Annotated in this window: 11 protein-coding genes and 1 pseudogene; 5 read left to right on the top strand and 7 right to left on the bottom strand. The window is 61.8% G+C overall.

Translation table 11 applies throughout. The features are described from left to right. Positions 1 to 5: 5 nt before the first annotated feature. From ACP26O_RS32085 to ACP26O_RS32075, 3 genes are read right to left on the bottom strand one after another with little or no spacing between them, the layout of a single operon-like run. A complete protein-coding gene (locus ACP26O_RS32085) occupies positions 6 to 1,358 on the bottom strand; it encodes a TRAP transporter large permease (protein ID WP_006755328.1) in 1,353 nt (450 codons plus the stop codon). Positions 1,359 to 1,362: 4 nt separating this feature from the next. After that, entirely contained in the window at positions 1,363 to 1,941 is a 579-nt protein-coding gene (locus ACP26O_RS32080; RefSeq protein WP_175666306.1) for a TRAP transporter small permease, read from the bottom strand. Further along, positions 1,938 to 2,924 carry a TRAP transporter substrate-binding protein gene (locus ACP26O_RS32075; RefSeq protein ID WP_426356413.1) on the bottom strand — a complete coding sequence of 329 codons (987 nt, stop codon included), beginning with the start codon at positions 2,922 to 2,924 and terminating at the stop codon, positions 1,938 to 1,940. Before ACP26O_RS32075 ends, ACP26O_RS32080 begins: the two co-directional genes overlap by 4 nt. Before the next feature lie 515 nt (positions 2,925 to 3,439). On the opposite strand from ACP26O_RS32075, the pseudogene ACP26O_RS32070 reads away from it, so the two are divergent. Further along, a pseudogene (locus ACP26O_RS32070) lies at positions 3,440 to 3,667 on the top strand (endopolygalacturonase); the annotation flags it as partial. Between the two features lie 175 nt (positions 3,668 to 3,842). Beyond that, on the top strand, positions 3,843 to 4,037 hold the full coding sequence (locus tag ACP26O_RS32065) for a hypothetical protein (RefSeq protein WP_105830208.1): 195 nt from the start codon (positions 3,843 to 3,845) through the stop codon (positions 4,035 to 4,037). Between the two features lie 123 nt (positions 4,038 to 4,160). Here ACP26O_RS32065 and ACP26O_RS32060 read toward each other — a convergent pair whose 3' ends face one another. Together ACP26O_RS32060 and ACP26O_RS32055 are read right to left on the bottom strand one after the other, a co-directional pair. Then, positions 4,161 to 4,844, bottom strand: a complete 684-nt coding sequence (locus ACP26O_RS32060; protein WP_175666308.1) for a GntR family transcriptional regulator — start codon at positions 4,842 to 4,844, stop codon at positions 4,161 to 4,163. A gap of 284 nt (positions 4,845 to 5,128) precedes the next feature. Continuing rightward, on the bottom strand, positions 5,129 to 6,001 hold the full coding sequence (locus ACP26O_RS32055; RefSeq protein ID WP_175662682.1) for a LysR family transcriptional regulator: 873 nt from the start codon (positions 5,999 to 6,001) through the stop codon (positions 5,129 to 5,131). Between the two features lie 96 nt (positions 6,002 to 6,097). On the opposite strand from ACP26O_RS32055, the gene ACP26O_RS32050 reads away from it, so the two are divergent. Beyond that, positions 6,098 to 7,498 carry an MFS transporter gene (locus tag ACP26O_RS32050; RefSeq protein WP_175662683.1) on the top strand — a complete coding sequence of 467 codons (1,401 nt, stop codon included), beginning with the start codon at positions 6,098 to 6,100 and terminating at the stop codon, positions 7,496 to 7,498. Positions 7,499 to 7,776: 278 nt separating this feature from the next. Here the strand turns inward: ACP26O_RS32050 and ACP26O_RS32045 are convergent, their stop codons facing one another. Continuing rightward, a complete protein-coding gene (locus ACP26O_RS32045) occupies positions 7,777 to 8,154 on the bottom strand; it encodes a heavy metal-responsive transcriptional regulator (protein WP_175662684.1) in 378 nt (125 codons plus the stop codon). Positions 8,155 to 8,253: 99 nt separating this feature from the next. Between ACP26O_RS32045 and ACP26O_RS32040 the strand changes: the two genes are divergently transcribed. Both ACP26O_RS32040 and ACP26O_RS32035 read left to right on the top strand, forming a co-directional pair. Next, positions 8,254 to 9,081, top strand: a complete 828-nt coding sequence (locus ACP26O_RS32040) for an SDR family NAD(P)-dependent oxidoreductase (RefSeq protein WP_006750617.1) — start codon at positions 8,254 to 8,256, stop codon at positions 9,079 to 9,081. A gap of 608 nt (positions 9,082 to 9,689) precedes the next feature. Further along, positions 9,690 to 10,016 (top strand): hypothetical protein, encoded by a 327-nt coding sequence (locus ACP26O_RS32035; protein ID WP_082089716.1) that lies wholly within the window; start codon positions 9,690 to 9,692, stop codon positions 10,014 to 10,016. An 849-nt stretch (positions 10,017 to 10,865) separates the two neighbouring features. Here ACP26O_RS32035 and ACP26O_RS32030 read toward each other — a convergent pair. After that, entirely contained in the window at positions 10,866 to 12,383 is a 1,518-nt protein-coding gene (locus ACP26O_RS32030) for a glycoside hydrolase family 68 protein (protein WP_175666417.1), read from the bottom strand. Between the last annotated feature and the right edge of the window lie 187 nt (positions 12,384 to 12,570).

Raw genomic sequence — 12,570 nt, 5'->3', positions numbered from 1 at the left:
AGCGGTCAGAACACCGCGTGGCCGCTGATCAGGCTCGGCAGCCAGGTCGAGAAGAACGGCATATACGTGACGATGTTGATCGCACTGAAGATCGCGAGGTAGTACGGCCACGCCATCTTCGTCGTCTCGCCGATCGACACGTTGCCGATCGCGCAGCCGACGAACTGCACCGAGCCGATCGGCGGGTGCACGAGGCCGAGCGAGCAGTTCAGCAGCAGCATGATCCCGAACTGCACCGGCCCGACGCCGCACGCCATCGCGATCGGCAGGAACAGCGGCGTCGTGATCAGGATGTGCGCGGCCATGTCGACGAACGTGCCGAGGAACACCTGGATGATGTTGATGTACAGCAGCATCAGCCACGGCGCGGCGGTCGACTGCTTCAGCAGCCCTTCGATCGCATCCGGAATCTCCAGGTACGACATCTGGAAGCGCAGCATGTTCGACACGGCGATCAGCAGCAGCACGACGCCCGTCGTGCGCGCCGCATGCGACAGCGCACGGCGCAGCTTCGCGACGGTCAGCGTGCGGTACACGATCGCGGTCAGCACGAGCGAATACACGACGGCGATCGCGGCCGCTTCCGTCGCGGTCGCAATCCCCTTCGCGACACACACGAGGATGATCGCGATCACCATCAGGCCCGGCACCGCGCCGACGAAGCTGCGCAGCACCGCATACCAGCCCGGGAACGACGGCAGCGCGGACGAACCGTCTTCACGGCGCGGATAGCCGTGACGCACCGCTTGCCAGTACGCGGCGACGAGCACGAAGCCCATCACCCACAACACCGGCAGCAGCCCGGAGAACAGCAGGTCGCCGATCGACACGCCGCTTACCTGCTGGCCGTGCAGCATCCCCGTGATCCCCTGCGCGGCGAACGCGTAGATGATCATGTTGGTCGAGGTCGGCATCAGCGCGCCGGCGAGCGACGCGTGCGTCGTCACGTTGACCGCGTAAGCCGCGCTGTAGCCTTCGCGCTTCATCAGCGGAATCACCACGCCGCCCATCGCCGACGTATCGGCGGTCGGCGAGCCCGACACGCCGCCGAACAGCGTGCAGGCGACCACGTTGGCCATCCCGAGGCCGCCGCGGAAATGTCCGACGGTCGCCTGCGCGAAGCGCAGGATCCGGTCCGCGATGCCGCCATGCAGCATCAGCTCGCCGGAGAAGATGAAGAACGGCACCGCGAGAAACGAGAACGCGTTCATCCCCGAGATCATCGACTGCATCGCGGTCGCGATCGGCAGCCCTTCGACCATATAGGTCAGTACGCAGGAAATGCCGAGCGCGAACGAGACGGGCACGCCAAGCACGAGGAAAATCAGAAAACTGACGGACAGGATCGCGAGTTCCATGGCGTTATTGTCCCGACGAAGAACGACGAAGCACGAGCAGGTGCTCGAGCGAGAAGAGGACGATCGCGATCGCCGCGGGAATCGTGATCAGGTAGCGCACGCCTTCGGGCAGCCCGATGATCGGGATGCGGTCGGCCATCGTCTCGGCGGCCATGCTGCCGCAGCCGACCATGATCGCGATCGCGAACGCGATCAGGCTCAGATGCTGGATCGCGATCACCACGGTGCGCGGGCCCGGCGACAGGCGCCGCACGAACGAGTCGAGGCCGATATGGCCGCCGTCGCGCACCTTCATCGCCGCGCCGAACATCGCGATCACGATCACCAGCAGCAGCGCGATCGGCTCGACGAAATCGGGCGCGTTCTCGAACACGTAGCGCATCACCACCGCGTAGAACACCAGCAGCGTGAGCGCCGCGAGACACAGCGACGCAATCACCGCCAGCGCACGGAACAGCAGGTCGTTCGCGCAGCGCAACAGCGGCGCGGCCGCGCGCGGCCGGCCCGGCGCCGCACCGTCCGCGGAGGCCGCGTCCGGCGAGCCCACGGCCGCCGCGCCGTTCAGGGAAGTGCGACGGGTCACTTGGTGGCCTCGATCTCGTCGACGATCTGCTTCATCTGCGGCGTCTTCTCGTACTTCGTCCACAGCGGCTGCATCGCCTTCACGAACGCCGCGCGGTCGACCTGCGCGGCCGGCAGGATCTTCGCGCCGCCCTTCGTCACCGCCTGCTGCGCCGATGCCTCACGCGCGGTCCACAGCTTCTGGTAATACGGCACCGAATCGGCCGCGGCCTTCCGGATCGCGGCCTGCTCCTGCGGCGACAGCGTGTCCCAGATCTGCTTCGAGAACACCAGCACTTCCGGCGTCATCGCGTGCTGCGTCTCCGAGTAGTCGGGCGCCACCTCGAAGTGCTTGGTTTCCTCGTACGACGGCAGGTTGTTTTCCGCCGCGTCGACGAGGCCCGTCTTCAGGCCCGTGTACACCTCGGCGAACGGCATCGGCGTCGGCGTGCCGCCCATCGCGCGGATCTCGTCGACCATCAGGTCAGATGGTTGCACGCGCACCTTCAGCCCCTTCATGTCCGCCGGTGTGCGCACCGGACGCTTCGCATAGATCGAGCGCGCGCCGCTCTCGTAGAACGTCAGCGCGATCATCCCCTTCGCCGCGAACGCGTCGAGGATCTTCTGGCCGGCCGGACCGTACATCGCCTTGCGGAAATGGTCGACGTCGCGGAACAGGAACGGGAACGACGGGATCAGCGACTCCGGCACGATCTCGTTGAACGACGCGCCGTTCACACGCGCCATGTCGATCGCGCCGATCCGAACCTGGTCGACCGTGTCCTTCTCGGAGCCGAGCGCGCTGTTGCCGAACACCTTGATCGAGTCCTTGCCGCCCGTGAGCTTCGACAGCTCGTCGCCCATGTACTTGACCGCCATGTTGGTCGGGAAGCTGTCGCCGTGCACGTCCGCCGAGCGGAATACGCGTGCCTGCGCGGACATCGCGAAGCCGGCCATCAGCGCGACGGCCAGTGCGGTACGGGAGCGGGGGAATCGGTGCGTCATCGTCAGTCTCCTTGTTGGTTGTAGCTCGCTATTTGGCGGCGATTCGGGTGGTCTTGCGCATAGGTCGGGCTTGGGCCTTCGCGAAACCGGAGTCATACGTTGTATGACGTGTGGAGGCGAATGTACGTCGGTTAATCGTTTAACTCACTTGGTGCATACCCCTATAAGCGCCTCTGTAGCGGGTTGGCGGACGGATAGAGGGAAAAGCGTTCTCTGTTTAGCCCGATGTCGGCGAAACGTTTTCCGGAAATGGCTCTGTATTTGAATCGGAGGTAGGTTGCGTCGTTTTCCTGATGCCGAATGCCGTCTTTCGTTTCCCTGCCTCACGTCATAGGATGACTGTTCACAAGGGCGGCTACGGCCCACGCCGCCGCCCCGCCTCGACCGACCCGATACCAACCCGGCAGCGTCCGCGGACACTGCCTCACCAGGAGACATCCGTCATGACCTCCCGACTTTCCGGGTCGAGCGCACACCCGCGCGTGCTCGCCCTGTTCGCGGCGCACGTCTCGACCGCCGACACGCCCGACGGAATCTCGACGATCGCATCCGACGCGAACCTCACGCTGCACAACGTGAACCTGCCGGTGTTCGCATCGACTGCGAACCGCGTCGTCGTGAACGGCGAGGCCACCCGCAACGCGCGTCCAGGCAATGTGCTCGACTGCAGCAAGGCGTTCGTCGACTTCCCCGGCATCGACCAGTCGAACCCGTTCGGCTCGACATGGGCGCCGTCGTTGTAACGACGACGCGATGACGTCGATTCTCCGTCGTCATGCGGGACGTGGCGTCATCGTTGTCGGTCCGCCTGCCCTGCGCGCTGTCGGCATGCAGGTCGGACATGGTGCCCGTGTCGTCGCAGCGGGCACGCACGATGCGTGCTCGCAGCGACGTCGGAAACGCGAATGGAGGTGTGTGATGCAGACGACCAGAACGCCGACGGGCCAGAATCAAGACCCGCCATTGAATCCGGGCGACGAAGGGCCGCCCGATGCGCCCGGCGTAGGCGAGGATCTGTGCGGAGTATGCCGCGGCACCGGCATGGTCGAAGGACAGAAATGCGCGGTATGCGGCGGAACCGGCAAGGTGTTGCAGGGAATCGGCGGCGGGTAAGCGAACGTGATGATGGAGGCAAGCGGGATCCGGTGATGCACGGACAGCCTGCGCATCGCATGCGACCCCGCTTCACTGTGCCGGAGGCTAGAGCCGCATGTCAGCCATGGCGCCCGGATGACTTCAACGACCCAGCCGCCGGTCACGCAGGAACGCATTCAACTCACCGCCCGCATGCTCGATGTGCCGCTTGAGCAGCGACGCCGCCGCGCGCGCATCGCCCTTGCGGCACAACGAGACGAGTTCGGCGTGTTCCGATTCGGCCACGTCGCGCGCGGCCTCGGATAGAGACAGTTGCACGCGCGTGTAGCGGTCGGTCTGTTGCAGCAGCGACGCGACGATCGCCGTGGTTTTCGGCTGGTCGGCGCGCGACAGCAGCAGCTGATGCAGTTCGGTGTTCAGTTCGCCCCAACGTCCGGACTGGCTCGCATGGAGCACTTCGCTGTATTCCGCGAGGATCGCATCGAGCCGCGCGAAATCGTCGGCGGTGAGCTTGGGAATCGATTTTTTCAGCAGCACGGGTTCGAGCAGGGCGCGCAATTCGAAGAGTTCGGTGATGTCCTCCGGGGACAGCTCCGAGACAATCGCGCCCTTGTGAGGCAGGATCTTCACGAGCCCTTCGCTCTCGAGCTGCACGAGCGCTTCGCGCAGCGGGATGCGGCTGATGCCGAGTTCGGTCGCGAGCGCATCCTGGCGAAGCTGGTAGCCGTCGACATACTCCCCTGTCAGGATACGGCGGCGCAATTCGTTCGCTGCGGCTTCGGCGCGCGTGGCGTAGACAAGAGCAGGGCGTCGTTTCTCGTTCATGTTGCGGTTCGGACTGGGGGAAGGCGGGCAGGCAAGCGCCGGCGCGGCGGCGGATATTGCATATTTTCTACAATATTAGCAGAGGGGTCTTGGGGGGAGGTGGCGGCGGACGCGGAGCGTCGGGCAGGCGTGCCGCCGCGCCCGTCGGTCAGCCAACAAAAGGGCTCTTCGTGGGTGTCGCTACCGACCCATTTCAGCCAGTCACGAAGTCGGAGCGTGAATGTCGGTTCGGGGCAGCATTGGACAATGGTCCCCGACGTTACAAGCCCGCGTCGTAGTTGTCGCTACTGCCGCAAATGCGGAGCGAAGGTCCTGCCGACCACGCCCGAGATGAAATCGATGACCGCGCGAATCGGCGGCGCATGCCTGAGATCGGCATGCACAACCAGCCAGATTTCGCGAGAGAACGACTCCCCATCAAACGGCAGGCGTTGCAGATCGGGATCGCTATCACCCATGAACATTGGCAACGCAGCCACTCCGACTCCCGTTCGGGCCGCCACCTGCTGCGTCGTGATATCACTTACTTCGCAAATGATCGGTCGCCCTTGGGCAATCGACTCAAGCCACTTCTGGTGCGGCATTTCCGCGAATTGCGCTTCATAGCCGATGAATGCCCAATCGGCGGGGGTAGACGCGTGCACATATCCGTGGCTCGCATATAGCCCAAACATCATCTCACCAAGCTTGCGCGTGACGTTTTGTGGTTCCTCGGGGCGAACGAGCCGCACCGCAAGATCCGCTTCACGGCGGCCTAGCGAGATTCGCTGCGCCTGACTGGCCATCGACAACCGAATGCCCGGGTGTAATCGAGTGAATTCATGAAAGTGATTCGCGAAGAGGTTATTCGCGAGCACTGGCGGCACGCTCATGGTCACCATGCCGTGCATCGGCATGTGCTCCGCTAGCGCAAGTCGCTCAATCGCAAACGCGTGCTCTTCCATTTGCTCGGCCAATTGGAGAATCTGCCCGCCTGCTGACGTTGGTCGGCACGCACGCGGCAATCTGTCGATCACACGTACCTGCAGTTCGGCTTCGAGCGCGCTGATGCGACGACTGACCGTCGCATGATCGACACTCAATCGTCGTGCCGCGGCCGAGAGACTGCCAGTTTGCGCAACGGCAATGAAGCAGCGAAGGTTTTCCCAGTCGAACATCGGTGCATTTTCTCCGGGTTGCTATGCGATTTTGCGGAATATTCGCACAGACCGCGATCCTATACGCTTCGACCTTCCCAATTCGAAGGATTGTCGATGCCGTCACCATCCAAACATCAGTCGTTGCTGGTTCAAGTGGCGGCATGCCTCGGCTTTGTCGTCGTTCTGGTCGACGTCAGTGTCGTCAACGTCGCGCTCGACACGTTGCGGACGGCTTTTGGCGCAAATGTCACCGACCTGCAATGGGTCGTCAATGCGTATGCGCTCGTCTTCGCATCGTTGCTGCTAATTGCGGGCGCGCTGGGCGACCGGCTTGGTGCAAAGCATATGTTTATCGCAGGCTACGCGATTTTCACGCTGTCATCGATCGGCTGCGGCTTGACGCAAACCATGCAAGCGTTGATCGAGTGGCGTCTGGTCCAAGGGCTAGGCGCAGCGCTGCTGGTGCCGAATTCGCTGGCCGTCTTGCGTCTGGCGTTTCAGGATACGGCGACGCGCAGTCGGGCGATAGGCTGGTGGGGCGCGGGAGGTGGTATCGCGTTGGCCGCAGGACCGCTTGTGGGCGGGCTACTTGTCGCTGTAATCGGCTGGCGCAGTATTTTTCTGGTCAACGTGCCCGTCGGTGTAGCAGGCATCTGGTTGACCTGGAGATTCGTGCCTGATACGAAAGCCCAACGTGGCAGGAGTCTCGACCTTCCCGGGCAACTCACCGGCGCACTTGCACTGGCGGCGCTCACGTTCGCATCAACCGAAGTCAGCGCGCTGGGCTGGAGCAGTCCCGTTGTTCTCGGCGCCTTCGCACTATGCATCGGGCTGAGTATCGTATTCATCCGTTTGGAAACACGCAATCCGGCCGCGATGCTGCCGACCGCGTTGTGGGAGGACCGGACCGTCCGCAGCGCGACGATTATCGGCATGATCGCGAATCTGGTCTTTTACGGCATTGTCTTCACGTTAAGCCTGCTCTTTCAGTCCATCTGGCACATGACGCCAGTGCGCTCGGGAGTTGCACTCTTGCCGATGATGGGTATTTTGATGCTGATGAACATAGTTGCCGGGCGACTGGCGAGTCGGCTGGGGGCGCGGACGTTGGCAACGATCGGCTTACTGATTTCCGCAGTCGGTTATCTCGCGATGTGGCCGGCAATCGCCGCGGAATCTTTCTGGCTGCTTGCAGTCCCGATGCTCCTCGCAGGCAGTGGCATCGCCCTTACGATTCCCACTATTACTGCTGCCACGCTTACCGCCGTGAGTAGCGCACACTCGGGGGTGGCATCGGGATTGTTGAATGCTGCCCGTCAGATCGGTGGCGTAATGGGCGTCGCGATATTCGGCTTCTTCGTTCGGCGGTCAGGGTGGGTGTCGTTTATGCACGGGATGGAGCATGCATTGGTCGTTTCGGTACTACTCTTGATAGTCGGCGCCGCAATGGCCTGGCGAAATTTAGGCCAGACGCCGCCTCTAGCTCGAAGACAGAATGGTCGTTCACCGTCCTGAAGCAGACGATTGAGCGTCAGCAAGTCGTCGCACGAATAAGACCGCTTCTGGCCGACTACAGCCCGACGGTGAGCCGTTGTCGGATGCCGGCGTCGAACGGACTGCATCCGGTTGAATCCGCCACCCTTCCCGGCCATTCGCTACGTCAACTTGACTTGAAGGGAGATCCAGTTCGAGTCCCGAGCAACGGGCGCTACCTGACCCGGACGCTCGCCTGAAACCGAAGCGGCCATTGACACTCTTGCTTGAGTCGGTTTGTCGCTTTCACCAATAGCGCCTCACCACGCGATGTGTCCTTCGACACAATCGCTGCCAACTTTGGCCAGCGCATTCACCAGCCCTGCGCGCAGCAGGGTCAGCGCGCGGCTCTTTTCGTCGATTTCTGTGAGCTTTGCTTGCAGGCAAGCGACCTTTTTCGCAACACCGAATGTCGGACTGTCCCATATATGAATGACGTCGCCAATTTCCGTGAGCGTGAAGCCTAATGCCTTCGCATGGATAATCAGCTGTATCCGCTGTAACGAGCGTTCGGAGTAGTGCTTGTACGTATTTGTCGCGTGAGGTTGTGTTGCTTTGTCCAGCAGCCCCATTCGCTCGTAGTAGCGCACGGTATCGTGCGAAACGCCCGCCCGCTTGCATAGTTCGCCGATGCGCATGCTGCCTCCATTCAATGTTGTGGACCGTCATTAAGGCTTGACCGTTGCCTGTAGTCAACGGTTTACAGTCCAAGTCACCTTCCACTCCATCCGCGGGCTATGAGAAATCGTTTCGATTTTCACGGAAAAACAGCACTTGTCACGGGTGCATCGTCGGGTATCGGGCGCGCGTTTGCCTATGCATTGGCCAAACGTGGCGCGAGACTTCTGCTGGTCGCACGCTCTCGCGACAAGCTGCGCGATCTGGCCGCGGAACTGCGACGCGACTATGCGTGCGACGCCGATTTCCTGACGGCCGACCTGAGCACAACTGATGCCGTACACACGATCGATTGCCACCTGAAGGTGACCGGCAAAGTCATCGATGTACTCGTCAATAATGCGGGCTTTGCGGCTTACGGGCGCTTCGAAACGATTCCGTGGACGCGCCAACGCGACGAAGTGCTGGTGAACTGCATGGCCGCAATCGAGCTGACTCATCTTCTGCTGCCGGGGATGCAGGCGCGTTCCGCTGGCGTGGTCATCAACGTCGCGTCGACAGCCGCATTCCAGCCCGATCCTTATATGGCCGTCTACGGCGCAACCAAGGCCTTTCTGTTGTCATTTTCAGAAGCCGTTTGGGCTGAGAACCGGCATCGCGGCATCCGGGTCGTCGCCTTATGTCCCGGGGCGACGCAAACCGCCTTTTTCGATGTCGTTGGCGCGCAGGAGGCGGCCGTCGGCACGCCGATGCCTGTCGCGAGTGTGGTGCAGGATGCCTTGTGGGCGCTGGATCGCAATCGGAGCCATCGGATTGTTGGAACCCGGAACCGGCTGCTTGCCAATTTGCAGAGACTGTTGAGCCGCGAGATGTCGGCACGCCTGGTTGAGAAAATCCTTCGGCCGAGAGACGTTCAGGACCTGGTGACCGGAGAGACCAACGCGTAGGGTGCGGCCACTATCCGCCCCACGTTGCGCTCCAGCCGTTCCGGTTTGAATGTGAGCGGCTTCCGGCGGCCGTATTGGGCGGCGGAACGTGATGTCAGAGAACGAAATGGCCCGACGCGGATGGTCGCCACGTGCGGTTGGTAGGCCTGCCGGCGGAGTTGGCCATCGATTGTCAACGATCCGAGCGTCCGTGTCGAACGGCTGAAATTGGCCGGTTTCTGTCTTTTATCGATCGCTTACCGATGGGACGACGAGTCCGGCGTCCAAGGCCATGCGTATTCGGGGTAAGGAGCCTTTGCAGCTCCTTGCAGCTCACAGGGCGCGAGCGCACAGGAGATATTGCCTCGAGCAATCAGCCTGCGCCGTCGGCGGTGCACGGAGTATCCGTCGATGTCGCATCCTGGCGGCCTGCCCGGATTACTACTCCCTGCGGTAGTGGCCTACACTAGAACTTACCCGTTCCGCGGGCTCGGTTGCAGTTGCAGCTTCGATGCAATGCAGTGTTGCCGCCGGCCGATTGAAGCGAGCGACTGGCGATACCACGGGCGACGCCGGAGTTATCTGCTGCCTGAGCTCATCTGGAACCGACGTTCAAGGAGGAGTTCATCATGTTGCAAACCAGTGAAATCCAAAAGCGCTTTACCCATCTGCAGCAAACCGTGAGCGAGGCATCACGTACCTGTCACGCCGACAGGACGATTCCAAAGGACCTGATCAACTGGGTGGATGAGTTGGACAAGGAATGCAAATCGGCGAAGAAGCTCATGGCGTCCAACGATGAAGATCGTATTCGGCAATGCGTCGACGATCTCGAACGAATCGGTGATCGTGCAGAGCGTGCTTGCCAACAGGCCGGCAGTCTTGATGCCAAGATCATGAATGCAGTAAGTACGATGCATTCGGAACTTTCCGATCTAAAGCGACAACTGCATTGACGTACCCGACAGCCCCGGTTTCATGTGTGTTTCACGCCGGGGCTGTTTGCCCTTCGGCCCGCACTTTGACACGCCGATAGGCAATATCAACAACTGGACCTTACCGGCACCCGCTGGTTGTGAACACGCGGCGCAACAGCTCGAGCACTTGCACGCGGGTCCTGAAGCAAGGGCACTTTATACGCTGATGCGATTGGTCGAGGGGCTTGATCCGTCCTTTCGGGAGTGATCGCAGCCGTGGTCGTCGCGCCCATGCGAGCGCGATTGGGCAAGCCCACCCCTAATCCGTGCTCGCGCTCGCAGATCATCAGCGGACCGGAGTCGACCCACTCGCGCCGTTGGAACCTAAGCTACCTCAACGGCAGGTACTGCACACAAGAAGTCACCTGTACCTAAGTGCTGGCGCCCGACCATGTCGATCCGGAACCTGAGTCCGCGCCGACAATCGGGAATATCCGCTGCGCGCAATCAGAAACGCGTTCAGCTCGATCACGCGGAACGTCGCCGACATCATTAGCGAGTCGACGTGGCGACACATCGGCGTTTGGCTCAGCGCCCGCGGGAGGGAATAGGTCAGGCCAATGCGTCGCCAGGCTCCCAGAGCCTATTCTGGATTGAAGACGGTCTGATCGTAACTGCCCGGCGTTGGAAAATGACCGCCGGATTGATCATGCAGGAATGCTCGTATTGCAGATGGCCGGCACACCCGGACTTTTCGCGCGATGCGCATCGGCATTTGCAGTCGCAAAGCAAGTAAGGTGCGGCCTCGTGGCCGCACCCGGATCGAGACGGGTAGCATACGGGTATGCCGCTCTCCGCGAAACTTACCCTGTAACAATCAAGCGCAGCTTACGGCGCGTTGCCGCCTCCCTTTCCATTGTTCGCACCGCCCCGGCCGAGAGCCGGCTGGTTGGCAGAGATATCACCGTAGCCGCCCAGACCGCCAGTGCCATAGGTCAGATCAACCGCCGACGTCGTGAGGCCAATGTTGATCTTGACGGTCGGCGCGAGCGACCCGCCGCGCCGCGGGCCGATTGCGTCGATAAAGGATTCGACCAGGCCGCCCGGCATCACATAGTGCGAATACGATTGGAATGTGCGTGGATTCTGGTTTGGATCCAGCGCAAACGGAAAGCCGACAGGTTGAGTGAGGTCGGTCGGGTTGCCGAGCACCAGGCCGCTGCCCTTGTTCATCGGCAGGAAATCGCTGCGGATCCCGTTGCCGACGAAACCCATCACGCCATCCGGCCCGTCGACGCCAGTCGCATAGGTCGAGCGGTGAGTGATCGTGAACAGATAGTATTTGCCGTTGCTCAGATAGATCTGCGGCCGCTCGGTCTGGTCGTCCACGCAGTTCGCGGAAAGAATCGGTGGAAGAAACTTCCATGCAGTGAGCTGAGGATTCGTCGCGATCGCGAGGCCGACGTTCGCTTTCTGCAGTACCGCACTGGAGGCATTCACAGCTGCGACAGTCTCGGCGAACGGGTCGCCGGATACATAGCCGAGGTCGTCGGCAGTGCACGTGGGCGCCCCACGCGGGCCGGCGGTGTTGCCCTCGAACACCATGTACGTGTCGCCGGGATGAGCCGGATCGAGGAACACGTACGGGTCACGGAAGTTGTAGAAATTATTCTGCGCACCATTCTGATACAGGACACCGTCGGGTTGCAGCAGCGCCTGGTGATCGTTGAAGCCGTCGAACCACACATGCGTGGCGTCCGCGTGGATATGGCCGTCCGCGCGCGCAATGATCGCGACCGGCGGGGTGATGTCCGGGCCGTTCGGGGACGTTTTGTTGAACGCCAGCGCCGTGTAGTAGAGACTCACGTTGGCGCCGCTGGTGAGCCTGGCGGAGCCGGACCATTCAGCGTTTTGCGTGATCGGCACGGTGGGGCCGAAAACCCTGATGCTCGAGCCATCCGGGAACAGATGGCCGCCGAAGATCCATCCGCCGTTCGCGGGCCGCTGTGACGCGGGAATGCCCGTCTTGCGATAAAAGAATCCAATGCGCGCATGCACGTGCCGGTCATCGAACGAATAGCCGCCGTGGCGATCGGCGGTCAGCGAGAAAATCACGTCCCAGCCCTTGTAGCTGAGTTGCACTGCGTGCAGGTCCGCGAGCGGCCAGGTGTCCCATACCCAGAAGTCGGCATTGGTGTCAGGGAAGTCCGCGCGGATGTTCGGCATGGTGAGGGCCGGGGGCAGCGAGTTCCCGCCGACTGTAGTGGGAAGGGACATGGCCTTGATCTGCCGGGCATCCGCCCTTGTCCATCGGGAGGTAAAGCTGGCAGCCGGATCGAATGCCTGTTGGGAGTGAGGTGTCGGGGCTGGGAATTGTGCCTGAGCTGGTGTCGTGGCGATAATCATCACGACGGCAGAAACTGCGCTCGCGAGCAGGTGGGGGCGGAGCAGCCGGCTCTGCTGAAAACAGCTACTCATCATCATTTCTCTCCTGAGTAATAACTGGTAGCACACCGTAATTTTTACGAAATGCGAGTCTAGTCAAGAGCACGCAATTGAAGGTGTCAACCGCTTGATTGTGTCAGGCCGATGC

The sequence above is a fragment of the Burkholderia sp. R-40 genome, assembly GCF_049942845.1.
In the GTDB taxonomy this organism is placed as follows: domain Bacteria; phylum Pseudomonadota; class Gammaproteobacteria; order Burkholderiales; family Burkholderiaceae; genus Burkholderia; species Burkholderia ambifaria.
This window is presented reverse-complemented; position numbering and strand designations above follow the sequence as displayed.